The organism is Terrimonas rubra (assembly GCF_042686025.1).
GTDB classification, from domain to species: Bacteria; Bacteroidota; Bacteroidia; order Chitinophagales; family Chitinophagaceae; genus Terrimonas; species Terrimonas rubra.
Genome location: NZ_JBHUOZ010000003.1, coordinates 2,604,534 through 2,624,411, shown reverse-complemented (window position 1 = coordinate 2,624,411; position 19,878 = coordinate 2,604,534). Strand labels below are relative to the sequence as shown.

27 protein-coding genes are annotated in these 19,878 nt (G+C 41.5%); 25 read left to right on the top strand and 2 right to left on the bottom strand.

Annotated features, from left to right (window positions below):
• Nucleotides 1–182 precede the first annotated feature (182 nt).
• Complete coding sequence (locus ACFS6H_RS20420; RefSeq protein WP_386103474.1) at nt 183–650, top strand: hypothetical protein; 468 nt, start codon at nt 183–185, stop codon at nt 648–650.
• Nucleotides 651–1,093: 443 nt separating this feature from the next.
• Here ACFS6H_RS20420 and ACFS6H_RS20415 read toward each other — a convergent pair whose 3' ends face one another.
• Nucleotides 1,094–1,384 (bottom strand): hypothetical protein, encoded by a 291-nt coding sequence (locus ACFS6H_RS20415; RefSeq protein ID WP_386103472.1) that lies wholly within the window; start codon nt 1,382–1,384, stop codon nt 1,094–1,096.
• A 208-nt stretch (nt 1,385–1,592) separates the two neighbouring features.
• Here ACFS6H_RS20415 and ACFS6H_RS20410 point away from each other — a divergent pair, with 208 nt between their 5' ends.
• The 3 genes from ACFS6H_RS20410 (at nt 1,593) to ACFS6H_RS20400 (ending at nt 5,397) form a co-directional block, all read left to right on the top strand.
• Nucleotides 1,593–4,358, top strand: coding sequence for a hypothetical protein (locus ACFS6H_RS20410; protein ID WP_386103470.1), 2,766 nt, complete (start codon nt 1,593–1,595; stop codon nt 4,356–4,358).
• 81 nt (nt 4,359–4,439) lie between these two features.
• On the top strand, nt 4,440–5,087 hold the full coding sequence (gene yihA / locus ACFS6H_RS20405) for a ribosome biogenesis GTP-binding protein YihA/YsxC (protein WP_386103468.1): 648 nt from the start codon (nt 4,440–4,442) through the stop codon (nt 5,085–5,087).
• Nucleotides 5,088–5,205: 118 nt separating this feature from the next.
• Nucleotides 5,206–5,397 carry a hypothetical protein gene (locus tag ACFS6H_RS20400; RefSeq protein WP_386103466.1) on the top strand — a complete coding sequence of 64 codons (192 nt, stop codon included), beginning with the start codon at nt 5,206–5,208 and terminating at the stop codon, nt 5,395–5,397.
• 2 nt (nt 5,398–5,399) lie between these two features.
• Here the strand turns inward: ACFS6H_RS20400 and ACFS6H_RS20395 are convergent, their stop codons facing one another.
• Nucleotides 5,400–6,512 carry a lactonase family protein gene (locus ACFS6H_RS20395; RefSeq protein WP_386103464.1) on the bottom strand — a complete coding sequence of 371 codons (1,113 nt, stop codon included), beginning with the start codon at nt 6,510–6,512 and terminating at the stop codon, nt 5,400–5,402.
• A gap of 274 nt (nt 6,513–6,786) precedes the next feature.
• Between ACFS6H_RS20395 and era the strand changes: the two genes are divergently transcribed.
• The 21 genes from era to rpsE all read left to right on the top strand — a co-directional run bounded on the left by era (nt 6,787) and on the right by rpsE (nt 19,870).
• Nucleotides 6,787–7,653, top strand: a complete 867-nt coding sequence (gene era, locus ACFS6H_RS20390) for a GTPase Era (protein WP_386103462.1) — start codon at nt 6,787–6,789, stop codon at nt 7,651–7,653.
• 89 nt (nt 7,654–7,742) lie between these two features.
• On the top strand, nt 7,743–9,107 hold the full coding sequence (gene der / locus ACFS6H_RS20385) for a ribosome biogenesis GTPase Der (protein ID WP_386103460.1): 1,365 nt from the start codon (nt 7,743–7,745) through the stop codon (nt 9,105–9,107).
• A gap of 778 nt (nt 9,108–9,885) precedes the next feature.
• A complete protein-coding gene (rpsJ, locus tag ACFS6H_RS20380; RefSeq protein WP_028787065.1) occupies nt 9,886–10,191 on the top strand; it encodes a 30S ribosomal protein S10 in 306 nt (101 codons plus the stop codon).
• A gap of 266 nt (nt 10,192–10,457) precedes the next feature.
• Nucleotides 10,458–11,075: a 50S ribosomal protein L3 gene (rplC, locus tag ACFS6H_RS20375; RefSeq protein WP_386103457.1), complete on the top strand. Its 618-nt coding sequence runs from the start codon at nt 10,458–10,460 to the stop codon at nt 11,073–11,075.
• Between the two features lie 70 nt (nt 11,076–11,145).
• Entirely contained in the window at nt 11,146–11,787 is a 642-nt protein-coding gene (gene rplD, locus ACFS6H_RS20370; RefSeq protein WP_386103455.1) for a 50S ribosomal protein L4, read from the top strand.
• Nucleotides 11,788–11,840: 53 nt separating this feature from the next.
• A complete protein-coding gene (gene rplW, locus ACFS6H_RS20365; protein ID WP_386103453.1) occupies nt 11,841–12,140 on the top strand; it encodes a 50S ribosomal protein L23 in 300 nt (99 codons plus the stop codon).
• 102 nt (nt 12,141–12,242) lie between these two features.
• Nucleotides 12,243–13,082: a 50S ribosomal protein L2 gene (gene rplB, locus ACFS6H_RS20360; RefSeq protein ID WP_386103451.1), complete on the top strand. Its 840-nt coding sequence runs from the start codon at nt 12,243–12,245 to the stop codon at nt 13,080–13,082.
• A gap of 103 nt (nt 13,083–13,185) precedes the next feature.
• Nucleotides 13,186–13,452 carry a 30S ribosomal protein S19 gene (gene rpsS, locus ACFS6H_RS20355; RefSeq protein WP_386103449.1) on the top strand — a complete coding sequence of 89 codons (267 nt, stop codon included), beginning with the start codon at nt 13,186–13,188 and terminating at the stop codon, nt 13,450–13,452.
• Nucleotides 13,453–13,562: 110 nt separating this feature from the next.
• Nucleotides 13,563–13,898, top strand: a complete 336-nt coding sequence (rplV, locus tag ACFS6H_RS20350) for a 50S ribosomal protein L22 (protein WP_386103447.1) — start codon at nt 13,563–13,565, stop codon at nt 13,896–13,898.
• Nucleotides 13,899–14,025: 127 nt separating this feature from the next.
• Nucleotides 14,026–14,799, top strand: a complete 774-nt coding sequence (gene rpsC / locus ACFS6H_RS20345; RefSeq protein WP_386103444.1) for a 30S ribosomal protein S3 — start codon at nt 14,026–14,028, stop codon at nt 14,797–14,799.
• A gap of 84 nt (nt 14,800–14,883) precedes the next feature.
• Nucleotides 14,884–15,306, top strand: a complete 423-nt coding sequence (gene rplP / locus ACFS6H_RS20340; RefSeq protein WP_386103442.1) for a 50S ribosomal protein L16 — start codon at nt 14,884–14,886, stop codon at nt 15,304–15,306.
• Between the two features lie 32 nt (nt 15,307–15,338).
• Nucleotides 15,339–15,548, top strand: a complete 210-nt coding sequence (gene rpmC / locus ACFS6H_RS20335) for a 50S ribosomal protein L29 (protein ID WP_386103440.1) — start codon at nt 15,339–15,341, stop codon at nt 15,546–15,548.
• A 23-nt stretch (nt 15,549–15,571) separates the two neighbouring features.
• On the top strand, nt 15,572–15,829 hold the full coding sequence (gene rpsQ, locus ACFS6H_RS20330; protein ID WP_386103438.1) for a 30S ribosomal protein S17: 258 nt from the start codon (nt 15,572–15,574) through the stop codon (nt 15,827–15,829).
• Nucleotides 15,830–15,926: 97 nt separating this feature from the next.
• Nucleotides 15,927–16,295 (top strand): 50S ribosomal protein L14, encoded by a 369-nt coding sequence (gene rplN / locus ACFS6H_RS20325; RefSeq protein WP_386103436.1) that lies wholly within the window; start codon nt 15,927–15,929, stop codon nt 16,293–16,295.
• 131 nt (nt 16,296–16,426) lie between these two features.
• Nucleotides 16,427–16,789, top strand: a complete 363-nt coding sequence (rplX, locus tag ACFS6H_RS20320; RefSeq protein ID WP_386103434.1) for a 50S ribosomal protein L24 — start codon at nt 16,427–16,429, stop codon at nt 16,787–16,789.
• A gap of 32 nt (nt 16,790–16,821) precedes the next feature.
• Nucleotides 16,822–17,400 (top strand): 50S ribosomal protein L5, encoded by a 579-nt coding sequence (gene rplE, locus ACFS6H_RS20315; RefSeq protein WP_386103432.1) that lies wholly within the window; start codon nt 16,822–16,824, stop codon nt 17,398–17,400.
• 61 nt (nt 17,401–17,461) lie between these two features.
• Entirely contained in the window at nt 17,462–17,731 is a 270-nt protein-coding gene (gene rpsN, locus ACFS6H_RS20310; protein WP_386103430.1) for a 30S ribosomal protein S14, read from the top strand.
• 77 nt (nt 17,732–17,808) lie between these two features.
• Nucleotides 17,809–18,207: a 30S ribosomal protein S8 gene (gene rpsH / locus ACFS6H_RS20305; protein ID WP_386103428.1), complete on the top strand. Its 399-nt coding sequence runs from the start codon at nt 17,809–17,811 to the stop codon at nt 18,205–18,207.
• A 132-nt stretch (nt 18,208–18,339) separates the two neighbouring features.
• Nucleotides 18,340–18,894: a 50S ribosomal protein L6 gene (gene rplF / locus ACFS6H_RS20300; protein WP_386103426.1), complete on the top strand. Its 555-nt coding sequence runs from the start codon at nt 18,340–18,342 to the stop codon at nt 18,892–18,894.
• A gap of 68 nt (nt 18,895–18,962) precedes the next feature.
• Nucleotides 18,963–19,319, top strand: a complete 357-nt coding sequence (gene rplR, locus ACFS6H_RS20295) for a 50S ribosomal protein L18 (protein ID WP_386103424.1) — start codon at nt 18,963–18,965, stop codon at nt 19,317–19,319.
• A 32-nt stretch (nt 19,320–19,351) separates the two neighbouring features.
• A complete protein-coding gene (rpsE, locus tag ACFS6H_RS20290; RefSeq protein ID WP_386103422.1) occupies nt 19,352–19,870 on the top strand; it encodes a 30S ribosomal protein S5 in 519 nt (172 codons plus the stop codon).
• Nucleotides 19,871–19,878 lie beyond the last annotated feature (8 nt).

The window sequence follows — 19,878 nt, the reverse complement described above, 5'->3', positions numbered from 1 at the left end:
GTTACTTGGTTATAATAAGATGGGCGGCCTTAAGGCCGCCCATCTTATTAACGCACAGTTATTTAAGCAGGGTATAAAAAAATCCGGCTTGGCCTGAATTATATTGGTACGGTTTTTTCATTAAGGGTAGTAACAAGATCTTAGGACTAAAACCAAATTCTATAATCAATAAATTTCAGGTTATGAAAAAAGAAAGCCCATCCGAAGATATGTCAACATTGGTGTCATGCATGAACAATGCCACCCGTAAGGGGTTTAAAGCAGATTTTCGTGTAACCGAAAATGGCCTGGAGTCTTCCTCCAATGATAAAGTGTTTCAACCTGCTGATGTATGCATTGAAAACTTTTATCGTTTTGAAGGCGAGAGTGACCCGGCCGATAGCACTATCCTGTATTTAATAAAAACCAATACCGGTTTAAAAGGCGTTTTGCTGGATGCCTATGGCGCCTATGCCGATGACAATGTGAGTGCATTTATCCAGAATGTTGAATGCATTGTAAAAAAAGAACCTACCAAATTAAGAAAATCGAAAGCAAGGTTGCGTCGCAAAAAAATTGCAGCCGTAGCCATAGCAGCTTCTATTATTGGCGGTACTTTTTATTACCTCATCAGGAACAGTAAAAAAAGAAAACTACAGTTCGCCTGTTAAGTTTTTCAGGGATAAAACATAAAGAATATTTTATAGGTATTTTTTATGCGCTAACTAACAAAAGCACCGATATAAAAGAGGGACCTAAGTAATTAGGTCCCTCTTGCTGTTAACAGCCTGTATACAATCACTGTTACGGCAAACAATAAACTACCCTGGTGTAAAGCTGTCTGGCACAAAGCAGCCGATTTTAAAGGTTGTTTACCTATGCCTGGTTTGGGCCCGGCCCTGTCACCATGCTAACCAAACCAGGGTAGTGCTGTTTGAAATTATATTTGTGATGAGTGTTCTTTATAACAGACCACTATTGTATTAATTGAACAGTTGCAGCAGATAAGGGCAATAAAAAAAGGAGCTTCTGTAGAAACTCCTTTTAAAGTGGGTATGTGTTTGTGAAATGCTCCCGGAAATTGTTGAAGGGGTTCAAAGGCTTACTACAGCCTTTAATTAACCAGCCTTTTACGCTGCTGGTGCAGTAACTGGTATAACAGGGCGCCTACAAAAGGCACTGAAATCACCAGGATCTGCCAGAATCTTTTTTGATAAGTAAATAAGTCTTTGGTTCCGCTTACAAGTACGATCATCCATACCCAGTAAATGGCAGCAAGTACAAGGGCCACGGTTAGCAGGGGATAATTAAAAAGGGCTTCGTCCGGTTTAATTAAAAAGCTAAGCATGCCTGTAAATAAAGCTATTATTGCTACCACAAACGGAGGAATGTTTACTATTTTCATAACCTATTGTTTTAGTGGTTAAAAAATTGCCCGTATTAGTTTCACAAGCTTTAAATGTATATTTTATAGTATGCAAAACCGTACCAAAAAACTGGCCTCCCTTTAATTTATGATTTATTTTAAGCCGGTCAAAAGCCGGTAAAATGTAGGGAATAAAGAATATTTTTTTGTTTATTGGCGGTCTGCTGTATCTTAATACAAAAAAAGCATGTTGCGTAATGTATTATTGGTAATACTGTCTCTTATTTATTTTCAATCAATTGCACAACAGTTCGGGGGGCACCCGGCCTCCACCAAATGGCAACAGCTGAACAGCGATACTGCCAGGGTGATTTTTAAACAGGGAAACGATAGCCTGGCCCGAGATGTGGCCGCGATCGTACATACCCTGGCAGCACAACATCCTTACAGTTTAGGAAACAAGCTTAAAAAAATAAATATCGTATTACAACCCAATACTACCATTGCAAACGGGTATGTAGGCTTGGGGCCTTTCCGCAGCGAGTTTTATATGACACCGGCCGTCAACTCCTTTCAGCAGGGCAGCACACCCTGGCATAAACAACTGGCCATACATGAGTACCGGCATGTGCAGCAGTTCAATAATTTTAATAACGGCCTTAGTAAGGTAGCCGGCATCCTGTTTGGACAGGAGGGCTATGCACTGGCTATTAATGCCTCGGTACCGGATTGGTTTTATGAAGGCGATGCGGTATATGGCGAAACTTTTTTAACACAACAGGGCCGCGGGCGTTTACCCCTGTTTAATAATATGTTCCCCGCTTTATGGCAGGCCGGGAAAAACTATTCCTGGATGAAGCTGCGCAACGGCTCATTAAAAGATTATGTACCTACCCATTATCACCTGGGCTATTTACTGGTAAATTATGGAAGAGAAACCTATGGCAATGATATATGGACAAAAGTAACCCGTGATGCCAGTGCTTTTAAAGGCTTGTTCTATCCCATGCAAAAAGCGGTAAAACGGCATACCGGTAAAACCTATAAAGCTTTTTATACCGAAGCCTTTGAGCATTACCGGCAGCAAACAAAAGCCACAGCAACCGGTCAGTTTATACTACCCGTAAATAAAAAAGTGGTCACACATTATAAATACCCATACCTGTTGGGTGGCGATAGCCTGCTTTACCTGCAATCTGCTTACAACCAGCGGGAGGCTTTAATGATCAAAGAGGGAGATCACACCACACGCCTGCGTTTCCTGGATATAAGGGACGATGACCAGTTTAATTATAACAATGGCAAAGTAGTGTACAGTGCTTATGAAAACAATGCCCGCTGGCGCTGGCACGATTACAGCGTGATCAAGGTACTGGATATTGCCACCAATAAACAGGTAACCATCGGTAAAAAAACAAAATACTTCAGGCCCGATATAACGGCTGACGGCAGCAAAATTGTAGCTACCCATGTGGCAGTGAACGGGCAAACGGCTTTGCATGTATTAGATGCGGTCAATGGTGGTCTTATCAGGGAGTTAAAGGACAAAGATATCAGCTATTACGCCGATCCCCGCTTTATGGATGCGGCCAATATTGTTTTTGCAGCCCGTTACAACAATGGTACCATGGCACTGGTAAAAGTAAATATCAGTGATGGTAGTTTTATAAGGCTTACACCGGCCACCCATAAAGTAGTGGGCAACCCCTATGTGCAAAACGATTCACTCTACTTTACAGCCGGGTATGATGGTGGTGATCATGCATACATGTTATCACTTACCAATAATAACCTGTACAAAATAGCTGCCTCTGCCCAGGGTAATTATAACCTGCATGCCGGCCAGAATAAAATAGCCTGGAGTAGTTTTAGTGCAGAAGGATTTAATATTGAGCAGCAGGATATTAGCAGCAAACAATGGCTGCCGGTGGATATAAGCAGTTTAACTGCGGATACCGTTCCGGTACCTTTAGCATGGCCGGGTACGGCAGGTAGTGATAATGTTACTACTTATCCAAAACACAAACACCTGGTGAATGCACATAGCTGGCGGCCTTATTATGAAGATCCCCTGCTTACCTATTCGCTCTACAGCGAAAATATATTGAACACCTTGCAGTCCGAACTGTTTTACCAGTATAATGAGAACGACCGTACCCATTCTACCGGTATCAACCTGGCTTATGGCGGCTGGTATCCGCAAATTACGGGCGGGGCGCAATATACTTTTAACCGCTGGGCGCAGGCCCAGAACCGGCGTAAAGAGTGGAACCAGCTGGATATAGGGCTGGGCTTTAATATCCCTTTAAGCTGGGTAAGCGGCACTACCATTAAAAACTTTAACTGGGGCGTACGTTACCAGTATCGTAACGATTTTAATACCGGTTTTTATAAGGACACATTCACCACGGTACAATTCAGTTACCTCATACACCAGTTATCCTGGAGCCAGTATATTCAAACAGCGGCACAGCATATTTACCCCAGGCTGGGTTATGCGTTTGGTGCACAATACCGCCATGCTATCAGCAGTTATACCAGCTGGCAACCGGTGGTGAATGCTACGGTTTATTTGCCTGGTTTTCAAAAATCGCATAGCATTGTAGTGTCCGGGGCTTATCAGGAAACAGATACTACCTATGCGTTGTTTGGTAACCGTATGCCTTATTCCCGCGGGTACGAAGCGCCTTACTTTGCCCGCATGTGGCGTATAGGTGGCAACTATCATTTCCCGATCGTGTACCCGGACTGGGGATTTGGTAATATTTTGTATTTACAACGTATCAGGGGTAACCTGTTTTATGATATTACCCGTGTGTACAATAAACAAAAACAACCCTTTGCCTGGCAGCGGTCAACAGGCGCCGAGGTTTTTATTGATACAAAATGGTGGAACCAGCACCCGCTTACCTTCGGCTTCAGAACAAGCTATTTACTGGATACAGATTTTTACTATCCCAACAGGAAAGTTGTTTTCGAGTTTATTATGCCGGTGAGCATCCTGCCCCGATAAAATGGATGCGTATTATGCGGTAACCTGGTGATGAACGGTGAAGGGTTCAATTGCTTCGGTGTAAAAAACTATCTTTGCCGCATGGAAATTGTATCGGCTAAGTATATTATCAGCAGCGCTACCTATAAACAATGTCCCGGGCCTGATAAGCCGGAATATGCTTTTATCGGTCGGAGCAATGTGGGGAAGTCGTCGTTAATTAATATGTTGTGTAACCAGCGTGGCCTGGCCAAAACTTCGGCTACACCCGGTAAAACACAGCTGATCAATCATTTTGAAGTAATATCCAAAGACGGCACTAAAAAGGGCACGGGCCGGGCCTGGTACCTGGTCGATTTACCTGGTTATGGCTATGCCGTTACCTCACAAAAATCCCGGAACAACTGGGCTAATATGATCGAATCCTATATCAGGAAACGTCCCAACCTGGGTTGTGTTTTCCTGCTGGTGGATAGCAGGCACACCCCTCAGACCATTGATTTAAATTTTGTACAACAATTGGGCGAATGGCAGGTGCCTTTTGTACTGGTATTTACCAAGGCCGATAAAAATAAGCCCGGCGCTACCAACCGTAATGTAAAGTCCTTTTTAGATGAACTGCAGAAAACCTGGGAGGAACTACCCCCGTTTTTTGTTACCTCGGCTATTGATAAAACAGGTAAGGATGATATACTGGATTATATTGCCGATATTAACGCAGAATACCATGCTAACCCGCCCGCCTTATAATAGTTGTTGCTAAGGGTTAACTCTTGCGTATGCAAGTTTGTGAGTTTCAATTGTTTTACTGATAAAATTCTGGGCCCTGTTTCCACCAAAAACATTAACTTGCGGCCAATTAGAACTTATGAGGACGTATTTCTCTGAGAAGAACCTAGTGGTCCTTCTTTTTATTCTTGTACTGGTTGTTTTCACCATCGCTCAATCCGAAACCCAGAAAATGGGTAAAGTGAATGGTGGTTTATTGTCCTCTGCGCATAAGTCAATCCATAAAAATATTGCCGCTCTACAGTCCGAAAAGCCGGCTCTTAACCAGTAAACTTATTTACTCCAGATCAGGCAAACCGGTTTCCCGGCTTCAATTCTACCCCCCGTATCTGTCAGCTTTCCTGTTTTTTTATCTCTTTTAAACACAACAATATTATCGCTGTCCTGGTGGGCTACTAATAAAAAGTTACCGCTGGGATCAATGGTAAAATTGCGGGGAATATGGCCATTGGTAGGCACTGTTTCAATGTGGGTTAAACGCCCTGATTTAACATCAACAGCAAAAGCCGCAATGGTATTATTAATACGATGGGTAGTATACAGGAAGTTACCATCGGGTGATATGTGAATGTCGGCACTATTGGCCGGTGATTGTTTATCTTCCGGTAAACTATGGATGGTTTGTAAGAGGAGCAAAGTACCTTGCCTATGTTCGTACACCAATACCGCACCATTTAATTCCCCCACAGCATATAAGCGGCTCCCGGTTTTGTTAAACGTCATGTGACGGGGCCCGGCACCGGCCGGCACAGCGGTTTCCAGTACTTTTTCAGTTAATGTTCCCGTAGCAGCATCAAAAGGATAGGCGCTGATCTTGTCCGTTCCCAGGTCAGCTACCAATAACCAGCGATTATCGGGCGTTAAAACAGTACTATGCACATGGGGTGCTTCCTGCCTGTCTTTAACAGGGCCGCTGCCGGTATGTTTAACGGTAAGGGAGGCAGGGGCCAGGCCGCCGTTCGCGTTTACCCGGAAAACGGAAAAGTTTCCGCTGCTGTAATTTCCGGCAAATACAGTTTTACCTTTTTTATCAATACTTACATAACAGGGGTGGTTGCCATGGGTAGGTTGCTGATTGATCAGTTTTAATTGCCCTTTGGAGGAGTTAAATGAAAAAGCACTGATGGTCCCACCACCTTTATCCTCACCCAGTTCATTAACTGCGTAAAGAAACCGGTTATCGGGGGATAGAGCTAAAAAGGAAGGATCAGCAGCTGCTACTGTACTGATTAAAGACGCTTTACCGGTTTTGGAATTAAAATCAAAAACATAAATGCCTTTACTCTTACTGTTGGTAGTGTAAGTGCCAACTATCAGTTTGCTATTTTGGGCTTCCAGTAATACAGACATCGTAATACAGGCAATCGTTGTTAAAAAAAGTCTCATGCCACAAGTTAACCATAAAAGATAATGCCAGTTATTTCTTCCACCGTTTATCTGCGCTTTAGTACGATTAAGAGAGGGTGCCGCATAAGCTAATATGTCCACTATCAGTTAGTTGGCGGTGAAAAGCTAAATATATGGTCGGGGCTATAAATGAGGTATAAGCCAAAAAGCTTATCTTAAAGCATTGGAAAACCGGCCTGTATTTCTGTTAAATAGCTGTTTTCAGTTGTAAATGAAGTACCTTTGCGCCCCCAATAAGAAATTAACAACCGTTTTGAAAGTAGGTTTTGTAAACATATTTGGTAAGCCTAATGCAGGAAAAAGCACATTATTAAATGCGCTAATGGGGGAGAAACTGGCTATTGTATCACATAAGGTACAGACTACCCGCCACCGTATTAAAGCCATTATGACCGGCGACGATTACCAGGTTATTTTTTCTGATACCCCCGGTATTATCGAGCCTAAATACAAACTGCATGAAAAAATGATGCAGGCGGTAAAAAGTTCGCTGGAAGATGCCGATGTGGCCTTATTGATCGTGGATGTGAATGATAACTGGGAAGAATCGGATGCCATATTCTCGGCATTACGGTTAAAAGTACCGGCTATTGTCATCATCAATAAAACCGACCGGGCCAAAAAGGACCGTATAGCGGAAGCTATTGATTTCTTTAAACAAAAGAAATATTGTAAGGAAGCCGTACCGCTGGCGGCTGCCAAACCTTTTGATCCGCAGGTATTATTAAAGCCGATTATCGCTTTATTGCCTGAAGGAGAACCGTTTTACAACGAAGATGATATCAGCGACCTGCCCACCAAGTTTTTTGTGAGTGAGCTGATCAGGGAAAAGGTATACGAACTGTTTTCTGATGAATTGCCTTATCATACTGCCGTACTGATACGGGAGTACAAGGAAAAAGCCACCCTGGTAAAAATAGTAGCCGATATTATTGTGCACCGTGAAACACAAAAGGCCATCATCATCGGCGAAAAGGGAAGTATGATCAAAAAGATCGGGATGCTGGCCCGGGCCGATATAGAGAGCTTTATCCAGCAAAAGGTTTTCCTGGAGTTATTTGTGAAGGTTAAACCCAAGTGGCGGGAAAACGAGTTACAGCTCAGGGAGTACGGTTATTAATAATATAATGGTCCGGTATAAACCGGTTTTAAATGTAGTTAACACAGCATCAGCCTTTTAGATCCGGCTCTGCTTTTAATTTTTTCGATATGAGTTTTACAGTTGCAATAGTGGGTCGCCCCAATGTAGGAAAAAGTACGTTCTTCAACCGTTTGCTGGAAGAGCGTAAAGCCATTGTAGATGACGTGAGTGGCGTAACCCGCGATCGCCAGTATGGCGAAAGTGATTGGAACGGCAAATCATTTAATGTAATAGATACCGGTGGTTTTGTAAGCGGTAGTGATGATGTGTTTGAAAAAGAAATTGCCAAACAGGTGATGATCGCTGTGAATGAAGCTAATGCGATTGTATTTATGGTAGACGCCCATACCGGCCTTACCGATCTGGATGAAGCTATGGCCAATGTACTGCGCCGTAGTACCAAACCCGTTTTTCTGACAGTGAACAAGGTTGACAACAACGACCGTTTACTGGAAGCCAGTGAGTTTTACAGTATGGGTTTTGACCATGTTTTCTTTATTGCGGCGGCAAGCGGCAGTGGCAGCGGTGAATTACTCGATGCCATTACCGAGCTTATTCCTGCCCAGGCCGAGGAAGCTGTGATCACCGATGAAGAATTACTGGAAGAAGGGGAGGAGAAGCCGGTGGTGAAAAAGGAATATGGCATACCTAAATTTGCCATCATCGGTCAGCCGAATGTGGGTAAATCCTCTTTATTAAATGCCCTGATAGGCCAGGAGCGTACCATTGTAAGCGATATTGCCGGCACTACCCGTGATACTATCCATACCCATTATAATTTATACCAGAAGGAGTTTATCCTGATCGATACAGCCGGTATCCGCCGCAAAAACAAGGTGCATGAGGACCTGGAGTTTTACTCGGTGATCCGTGCCATTAAAGCGGTAGATGAGGCGGATGTTTGTTTATTGTTACTGGATGCTGAAAAGGGAATTACTGCCCAGGACCTGAATATTTACAGCCTGGCAGCCCGCAAGGGTAAAGGTATTGTGGTGCTGGTGAACAAATGGGACCTGGTACAAAACAAACAGACCAATACCGCCAAAGAGTACGAAAATACCCTGAAAAAGAAATTGGCTCCCTTTAATGATGTGCCGGTATTATTTATATCCGCTTTAGAAAAAACAAGGATATTTAAGGCCATTGAAACGGCCCTGCAGGTGATAGAGAACAGGCGTAACCGTGTATCTACCTCCAAACTGAACGAGATCATGCTGAAAGCGGTGGAAAACTACCATGCGCCGGTGGTGCGTGGCCATGCCATTAAAATTAAGTTTGTTACGCAGTTACCCACGGCTGTGCCTTCCTTTGCGTTCTTCTGTAACTTTCCTGACGATATTAAGCAACCATATAAAAACTACCTGGAAAACCAGTTACGCCAGCATTTTGACCTGAGCGGGGTGCCGGTGCGCCTGTTTTTCAGGAAAAAGTAAAGAGTATTAGTATAAAAAGTTATAACCCGGCCCTCCCTGGCCGGGTTTTTTATTTCAGGTACCCGGACCCAGGATCAGTTGTATATTGATATTTTTTATAATGTGAATAGATTAATAGGTTACCCCTAAATGTTTGGTACACTATTTGAAAAGTAAGGGTAAGCACGTATTGGGTGCAGATTTGTATAAAAAAAGTCATATACTTTTGTAAAAACCTGAATTTGGTGATTTAAATCAACCGGAAGGACGATTTATGGCACTTAATTTGCGTTTTTTTGCATGGAAACACGCCCCGTTTTTAAAACAATAGTCTATGCAAACCCTGTTTCCCATATTGTGTGAAAAAACCAGATATCTTAAGTAAAGCTTTATGTTCATTATCCCTGAATAAACTTATTAATTATGTGTATGTGAAACACCGAACTAGGTTAAGGGCTCAGTCTTGAGCCTTTTTTCATGCCCCTACACCACCTTTGGTATTATATGTTGATTAATAAGCTGTTGTAGAACAGGCACCTTTATTTTTAACGGTGAGACCCAACCGGCCGGTTTTTACCGGCATCCAGGCCTTTGAAAAACAATGGGTTGAACGGGGTAGAAGGCAGGTTCCGTGTAAAACAACCCGGCGCAAAGGGTGATAACAGCTCCGAAAAAGGGTTAATTTTACATGATTTAAGGCAAAACCTAAGAATTTTTCAAAAAAAGTATATTAATATTTTGCCCTTTCATATCTATCCCCTTACCTTTGCACTCCCAAAAGAAAAGCGGGTTCAAACACATGTCACAGCGAATCAGAATAAAATTACAGTCTTACGATCATAACTTAGTTGACAAATCAGCAGAGAAAATCGTAAAAACAGTACGCAGTACAGGTGCAGTAGTAACTGGACCAATTCCTTTGCCTACTCGTAAGAAGATCTTTACTGTATTACGTTCACCACACGTTAACAAAAAGAGCCGTGAGCAGTTCCAGTTAGCTACTCACAAACGCTTATTGGACATTTATACTTCTTCTTCTCGTACCGTAGATGCGTTAAGTAAGTTGGATCTGCCAAGTGGGGTAGAGGTTGAGATCAAAGCGTAACCCGCTGAAAATCGCAACTTTAGGGAAAGTAGTTCTTTTTTAAAATTAAATTTTTACCATCTCTCAAATTCCGAAAGCGGAACCAAAAGAGCTCTGGAATATTACATAAAACAAGCCGTTCAGGGTTTGTTTACTGCCGGTACTTCCCCAGAAAGGAAAAGGTCGGTGGCAAACGGGGATTGAAGCATCCTGATAGTGTGTCCCGCACACTGTTTAGACATGATGTTGTCCCAATAATCCTGTAAGGCATAAATTGATCACAAACCATGAAAGGTATTATTGGGAAAAAAATCGGGATGACAAGCATCTTTGATCCTTCAGGCAAACAAACAGCCTGCACGATCATTGAGGCAACTCCTAACGTAGTTACTCAAGTAAAAACTACAGAAACAGACGGCTATAATGCCCTGCAACTTTCTTTCGGCGAGAAAAAAGAAAAACGTGCCACAAAAGCCGAAAAAAATCACTTCGCAAAAGCTAGCACAGCTCCAAAGAAATTCTCTAAGGAATTCCGTAATTATTCTCTTGAAAAAAATATTGGTGAATCAATAACTGTTGACATCTTCGAAGAAGGTGACAAAGTAGAAGTTGTTGGTACCACAAAGGGTAAAGGTTTCCAGGGTGTTGTAAAACGCCATGGCTTCTCCGGTGTGGGTGAACAATCGCATGGTCAGCACGACCGTCAAAGAGCTCCGGGTTCCCTGGGTAACTCTTCTGACGCAAGCCGTGTAATGAAAGGTATGCGTATGGCCGGCCGTGATGGTGGCGACCGCGTTAAAATGAAAGGATTGAAAGTAGTGAAAGTATTTGCTGACAAAAACTACATCCTGGTAAGCGGATCTGTTCCCGGTCACAACGGTTCTATCGTTCTTATTCAAAAATAAGCACCGCCTTTTGTAAAGGTGTAAACCCAACAAAAACAGTTAGCGCTAGCGCTACTAAAAAAACAAGAAAATGAAAGTTGAAGTATTAAATAGTAAAGGTGCCAGTACTGGTCGCTCGGTAGAACTTCCGGAAGAAATTTTTGGAATTGAGCCAAACAATCACGTAATGTACTTGGCTGTGAAACAATATTTAGCTGCACAACGCCAGGGTACACACAAAGTGAAAACCCGTGCCGAAGTAAAAGGTGCCAGCCGTAAACTGCACAAACAAAAAGGTACAGGTGGCAGCCGTAAAGGTAATATCCGTAACCCTTTATATAAAGGTGGTGGTACTATCTTCGGTCCAAAACCTCATAGCTACGATATTAAATTAAATCGTAATGTGAAAGCTTTGGCCAAGTTCTCTGCACTTTCTTATAAAGTAAAAGAAAACAACCTGGTGGTAGTAGAAGATATCCAGTTAGCGCAACCTAAAACAAAAGAGTTTGCCGCTATTCTGAAAAATCTGAAAGCTGACACTAAAAAAGTATTGTTCCTGACTGCAGAAACAAACGACAGCAACGACAGCCTGTTCCTGTCTTACAGAAACATACCAAACGTATTAGGATATACTTTCCACAATATGAATACGTATGATATTGTAAACTCAGGTTTAGTGGTATTAACTGAAGCAGCCGTTAACCAGATTAACGAAGACCTGAAAGAAGCGTAAGCTTTAACAGGGTGGGAACGAAAACAAATTTTGATTTTTAAAAATTAAGGAAGATGAAACTTTCTGAAGTATTAATAAAACCGGTTTTAACAGAGAAAGCAAATGCACAGCAGGACAAACTGCGTCGTTACACTTTCAAAGTAGCAAAAAGTGCTAACAAACTGGAAATTAAAAAAGCCGTTGAAGCTTTTTACGGTGTAAACGTAATTAACGTGAACACTGTAGTTTCTCCTGCAAAAAATAAAACCCGCTTTACAAAAGCCGGCTTTATCTCTGGTCGTAAGCCTTCATTCAAAAAAGCTTACGTAACTGTTGCAGAAAACGAAACAATTGACTTATACGCTAACATTTAATTGCAGGCTGTAAGCAGACAAACCAATTTGTAAACAGAATGGTAGATCAACTACCGCAAAAGTTGAAACGCCTAATATCCAAAAAGGCAAAAAAAGAATAAAATGGCATTAAGAAAATTTAAACCGGTTACAGCAGGCACACGTTGGAGAATAGGTAATGCCTATGCTGAAGTAACCACTAACGTTCCGGAAAAATCATTGGTTGAAACCAAGAAAAAAACCGGTGGTCGTAACTCTTCTGGTCGCTTATCTATGCGTTACAGAGGTGGTGGACACAAACAGAAATACCGTATCATCGACTTTAAGCGTGATAAAAAAGATGTTGCAGCAACTGTAGTATCTATTGAGTACGATCCGAACCGTACCGCATTCATCGCTTTACTGAACTATGCCGATGGCGAAAAACGTTACATCATTGCCCCTCAGGGTTTAGAAGTTGGTGCAACAGTTATCAGTGGTGACGCCGTAGCTCCTGAAATAGGAAACGCGTTACAAATGAAAAACATGCCTTTAGGTACCAACATTCACAATATTGAAATGCAGCCTGGTCAGGGTGGTAAATTGGCCCGTAGCGCCGGTTCATCAGCCCAGTTAACCAACAAGGAAGAAAAATACGCTGTATTAAAAATGCCTTCCGGTGAGTTAAGAAAAGTACTGGTTAACGGTTATGCTACCGTAGGTGTGGTAAGCAACAGCGACCACAGCTTACAGAGCATGGGTAAAGCCGGCCGTAACCGTTGGAAAGGTATTAAACCAAGAAACAGAGGTGTAGCCATGAACCCTGTAGATCACCCGATGGGTGGTGGTGAAGGTAGAGCTTCCGGAGGTCAGCCTCGCAGCAGAACCGGTCAGTACTCAAGAGGTCTTAAAACCCGTACTAAAGGTAAAGGAAGCGATAAGTTAATCATTCAAAGAAAGAATGGTAGCAAATTAGCTAAGTAAGATTTGAAAAGTGAGGATGTGAAAATTTGAAAATGGTTTTCAGCCCACGGTAAGAAGAGCACATTTTCAAATCAACAAATTATCAAATTAACTAATTAGAAATATGGCACGTTCGATTAAAAAAGGTCCTTATATAGCTACTCACCTTGAAAAAAAGGTATTGGCTGTAAATGAAGGTAAAGCCAAAAAAGGTGTAATTAAAACCTGGAGCCGTAGATCAACTATTTCTCCTGATTTTGTAGGACACACTTTTGCTGTACATAACGGTAACAAATTCATACCTGTTTATGTAACAGAGTTTATGGTAGGCCACAAACTGGGAGAGTTTGCACCAACCAGGAACTTCAAAGGGCACTCTAAGAAAGACTAATTTTTAAAAGTTATACGAAGTACAATCCTTCGGTTAACAGATAAACTAAAGAAGGTAAAATATTCAGGGTATTATTCGCCGGACAATATTTGACCATAAACATAGTAAAAATGGAAGCAGTAGCTAAATTAAAAAATTACCCAACGTCGCCTCGTAAGATGCGTTTGCTTGCTGATCTGATTCGTGGTCAGAAAGTAGAGAAAGTATTGGCGGAATTGGAGCACAATCCTAAACATCCGGCAGTGCCTTTGCGTAAACTGGTTTTAAGTGCTATCAGCAACTGGAAACAAAAGAACGAAGGTGGTGACGAAGGACAATTGTATATCAAAACCATTTTTGTTGATGGTGGCAGAACTTTAAAACGCATGCGTCCGGCGCCCCAGGGTCGTGGATACCGCGTTAGAAAAAGAAGCAACCACGTAACTGTAATAGTTGACGCTAAGTAATTAAGCAAAAAGTTGGATGTGTTAATTTGAAAATGAGTAACACATCCGAATGATTAAACATAAAAGATTATAGGTAGTTTGAATCCATTTTCAAATTTTCAAATTATCACATTGTCAAATTAAAAACATGGGTCAGAAAGCAAATCCGATTGGTAACAGGTTAGGCATCATCCGTGGATGGGAGTCTAACTGGTATGGCAGCAAAAAAGACTATGCCGGCAAGTTGATCGAGGACCACAAGATCAGGACTTACCTGAATGCACGTATCAATAAAGGCGGTATTTCTAAAATCGTTATTGAGCGTACACTTGGTAAATTAATTGTTACCATTCATACATCTAAACCTGGTATCATCATTGGTAAAGGCGGTGGAGAAGTAGATCGTATTAAAGAGGAGTTGAAGAAACTTACCGGTAAAGATGATGTACAAATAAATATCCTGGAGATCCGTCGTCCTGAACTGGATGCGATGATCGTAGGTGATACTATTGCCCGCCAGATCGAGAACCGTATCAACTTTAAAAGAGCCACTAAAATGGCGATTGCTTCTGCATTACGTATGGGTGCCGAAGGTATTAAAGTAAAATTAAGCGGTCGTTTAGGTGGTGCAGAGATTGCCCGTAGCGAGGAGTTTAAACAAGGTCGTGTACCTTTGCACACTTTCCGTATGGATATTGATTATGCCAATGTATTTGCACAGACTGTATATGGTAAAATTGGTATCAAAGTATGGATCTGTAAAGGTGAGGTTTTAACCAAACGTGACCTGAACCCTAACATTATTGCCGGCGGTAAAAACGAAGGTGGTAATAACGCCGGTGGCGAAAGAAGAGGTGGCGATAGAAGAGATGACAGAAGAGGCGACAGAAGAGGTGGTGGCCGTGGCGATAGAAAAAATTAATTAGCTAATTAGTCGATGTGCTGATTTGCTAATGGATAGCAATTTACACATTAGCAGATTATAACATTATCAAATTGAATTAAGATGTTACAACCGAAAAGAACGAAACATAGGAAAGTGCAGAAAGGCCGCATGAAGGGTGATGCAAAAAGAGGTACTACCATCTCTTTTGGATCATATGCACTGAAAGCACTTGATGATCATTGGATTACCGATCGTCAGATTGAAGCTGCTCGTCAGGCGCTTACCCGTGAAATGAAAAGGGAAGGTAATGTGTGGATCCGCATTTTCCCTGACAAGCCAATTACACACAAACCTGCTGAGGTTCGTATGGGTAAAGGTAAAGGTAACTTGGAATACTGGGCTGCCGTAGTAAAACCGGGTCGTATTATATTTGAAATTGATGGCGTTGACGAGAAAGTTGCCCGTGCTGCACTGGCACTTGCTTCAGGTAAATTGCCTATCAAAACCAAATTTATCATGCGTCGTGATTTAGTTACCGCATAATAACTCAGTTTCAAACTTTCAAATAAATAAAGATGTCAAAAAAAGTAGATTTCAATAAAAGTATCCAGGGTTTGAGCCTTGCCGATCTGCAGGCCCGCCTGGAAGAAGATAAACTTCGTTTGAAGAAATTGGAGTTTGCCCATGCTATTTCACCATTGGAAAACCCAATGAGCATTCGTAGCCTGCGTAAAGACATTGCACGTGTACAAACTGCAGTGAAACAAAAACAAGCGGAAGCTTAAGATAATATTCAAATTAGATAAAGATGTCTGAAAGAAATTTAAGAAAAACGAGGATTGGTGTTGTTACCAGCAATAAAATGACTAAAACCATTACGGTTGCAGTTGAGCGTAAAGTAAAACACCCCATCTACGGTAAGTTCCTTAAAAAAACTACCAAGTTTCATGCGCATGACGAAAAAGACGAATGCAGCATTGGTGATGTAGTTAAAATCATGGAAACCCGCCCGCTGAGCAAAACTAAGCGTTGGAGACTGGTAGAAGTGGTAGAAAAAGTTAAATAAGATAAGGGTACTGCGTAGTCAGTATTAAGTAAAATAGTTTTATAATATTTAAGTACTAAGTACTAAAAGCGAAGTACTCTATTAAAAATCTAACAAGATGATACAGCAAGAAAGCCGGTTAAACGTAGCCGATAATAGTGGCGCAAAAGAGGTGTTGTGTATCCGTGTTTTGGGTAATAGCGGTCAGCGTTATGCCAGAATTGGTGATAAAATTGTGGTTACTGTTAAGGATGCCATTCCTGCCGGTGGTATTAAAAAAGGTACCGTAGCAAAAGCGGTAATTGTACGTACTACTAACAAATTACGTCGTAAAGATGGTTCTTATATCCGTTTCGACGACAACGCGGTAGTAATATTAAATGCTTCAGATGAGCCGAGAGGCACACGTATTTTTGGGCCGGTTGCCCGTGAATTGCGTGACAAAGGATACATGAAAATTGTATCACTTGCCCCTGAAGTACTGTAAGGACCGGGAGGGATCCCCTCTCAGCCGATAAGCGTACGGGACGCTGAAAGTAGCGTCGCAAGCAAAGATGAACAGAATTACCAGAGCTGGTAAACCAAATAAAAATATCTCATCAAGAGAAAACAAGTAAAATGAGCAACAGATTTAAACCTAAATACAACATCAAGAAGGGTGACCTGGTAATTGTTATTACCGGTGCCGCTAAACCCAGAAAAGATGATAACGGTAAGGTTGAGTACAAACCTCGTGTAGTTAAAGAAGTACTGGTGGAAGCCGGTAAAGTAATTGTAGAGGGTGTTAACGTAGTGTCTAAACACACTAAACCTTCTGCACAGAACACACAAGGTGGCATTGTGAAAAAAGAAATGCCGATTCAAATTAGCAACGTTATGTTGTGGGATGCTAAAGCTAAGGCACCTACAAAGGTTAAACGCGTACGCGAGGAAGGTAAGAAAACTGTGCGTGTGTCAAAGAAATCAGGAGAAATTATATAATAATCTCTTAGCAGTATTAAAAGCATTAGAAAATGAGTACTACAAAATATACCCCAAGATTGTCGGACAAATACACTAAAGAAGTGGTTCCGGCTTTAGTTAAGAAGTTTGCTTACAAATCTGTAATGCAGGCTCCACGTTTGGAAAAAATTTGCCTGAACCGTGGTGTTAACGGTGCTGTGGGTGATAAAAAATTAGTAGACATTGCTATTGATGAGTTAACAACTATAACTGGTCAAAAAGCAGTAGCAACTATATCTAAAAAAGATATCTCAAACTTTAAATTACGTAAAAACATGCCCATTGGTGCACGTGTAACTTTACGTGGTGATAAAATGTACGAGTTTTTAGATCGTTTAATTGCTGTGTCTTTACCTCGTGTACGTGACTTTAAAGGTATTAACGAAAAGGCTTTTGACGGCCGCGGTAATTATACTTTAGGTGTTACCGAACAAATTATTTTCCCTGAGATCGATATCGATAAGGTAAATAAAATTACCGGCCTGGATATCACTTTTGTAACTACCGCGCAAACTGACGAAGAAGCGTATGAGTTACTGAAAGAATTGGGAATGCCTTTTAAAAACGCTAAGAAAGAAAGTTCTAATTAAGTAAAGGTATTTGGTTAAGCAGCGTTGCTGAACTAACCAGATTTTAAAATAAAATAATAATATGGCAAAAACTTCAGTATCAGCCCGTCAACGTAAAAGGGAAAAACTGGTAGAGCAGTATGCAGCTAAAAGGGAAGAGCTTAAGAAAGAGGGCAATTGGGCTGCTTTGGACGAGCTTCCTAAAAATTCATCTAAAGTACGTTTAAAAAACCGTTGCGGTTTAACCGGCCGTCCAAAAGGTTATGTACGTTACTTTGGTATTTCAAGGGTTGCTTTGCGTGACATGGCACTGAATGGTAAAATACCAGGATTGAAAAAAGCAAGCTGGTAGTAGCAATGTTGGCCTTTAACCGCCGGTTAGGGCAAACAGAAACAATTTACAAATAACAATTCACAACTTACTTAAAGATGGTAACAGATCCTATAGCAGACTTCCTTACAAGAATTAGGAATGCACAAATGGCGGGACACCGTATTGTAGAAATACCTGCGTCAAACCTTAAAAAGCGCATGACCGAGATTTTGTACAATCAGGGCTATATTCTGAAATACAAATTTGAAGATGATAACAAACAGGGCGTTATTAAAATTGCCTTGAAATATGATGCTGCCAGCAAGCAACCCGCTATCCAGAGCCTGGAGAGGGTAAGCCGCCCGGGTCTGCGTCAGTATGCATCTCCTGCTGAATTCAGACGTGTTAAAAACGGTTTAGGTGTAGCTATTATTTCTACCTCTAAAGGCGTTATGACCGATAAAGAAGCAAAAGCTCAAAACGTAGGTGGCGAGGTTCTTTGCTACATTTATTAATACATTTTCAGGTATGATGACAATGGCTGCCTGATGTAAAAAGTGTTAAACGATAATATAAAGTTCTCTATACGGAAACTGAACACGTTTAATACACATTGTCCCTTTTTTAAACATATACAATTTTAAATTATGTCTCGTATAGGTAAAAAGCCGATTGTTGTTCCTGCAGGTGTTACTGTTACCGTTGGTAAAGACAATGTAATTACTGTAAAAGGACCAAAAGGTGAATTGAAAGAAGCGATTGATCGCGATATTACTGTAGAAGTAAAAGATGGCGAAGTTACTTTTGGCCGTCCTACAGATCAGATCAGGCACCGCGCCTTACACGGTTTATACCGTGCCCTGGTAGCTAACCTGGTTAAAGGTGTTACCGAAGGTTTTGAGCGCAAACTGGAATTAATTGGTGTAGGTTTTAAAGCTACCAACCAGGGTAACCTGCTGGACCTGGCTTTAGGTTATTCTCACAACTTCATTATCGAGATCCCTAAAGAATTAACTGTTGCCACACAACAGGAAAAAGGTCAGAACCCTATCATTACTTTAAACGGTATTGACAAACAATTAATTGGCCAGGTTGCTGCTAAATTACGCAGCTTACGTAAACCAGAGCCGTACAAAGGAAAAGGGGTACGTTACATGGGTGAAGTGGTACGTAAGAAAGCTGGTAAATCTGCTGGTAAATAATAAAAGCAGGTAACAAGAAATAATATTGAATACAATCCTGGCAGAATCAGGATATTAAATAAAAGAAGATGTCAAACTTAAAATCTCTCAGAAGGCAAAAAATCCGCTACAGCATTCGTCAGAAGGTGAGTGGAACTGCTGCAAAGCCAAGATTGGCTGTTTTTAGAAGCAACACTGATATTTATGCGCAGTTAATTGATGACACCAGCGGTGTTACCATTGCAGCGGCTTCCTCTAAAGACAAGGATATTAAAGCACAGGCCGGCAATAAAACTGAAAAAAGCAAATTAGTAGGTGCTGCCGTTGCCCGCAAAGCCGGTGAGTTGGGTGTGACGACTGTAGTATTTGATCGTGGTGGTAACTTATACCATGGCCGTATCAAAGCTTTAGCCGAAGGCGCAAGAGAAGGTGGTTTACAATTCTAATTTTCAACAACGCAAGTTTCAAAACTGAAATAATGTCAAAAGCAAATTTAAACAGAGTAAAAGCAGGTGACCTTGAATTAAAAGACAAAGTAGTTGCCATTAACCGTGTGGTTAAAACTACCAAAGGTGGTCGTGCTTTTAGCTTTTCTGCACTGGTAGTGGTAGGTAACGAGGCAGGTGTGGTAGGTCATGGCTTAGGTAAAGCTAAAGAAGTTCAGGAAGCTATTACAAAAGGTATTGAAGACGCAAAGAAAAACCTGATCAAAGTTCCGGTAATGAAAGGTACTATCCCTCATGACCAGTGGGCTAAAGAAGGTGCTGCTAAAGTTTTAATTAAACCCGCTGCTCATGGTACTGGTGTAATTGCCGGTGGTAGCATGCGTGCTGTACTGGAAAGTGCAGGTGTTACCGACGTATTAGCAAAATCTTTAGGATCAGCTAACCCGCACAACGTGGTAAAAGCAACTTTTAAAGCTTTGGCTTTATTACGTGAGCCGGTTTCTGTTGCCAAAACAAGAACCCTGGGATTAAAGAAAGTATTTAACGGATAAATGTTAAT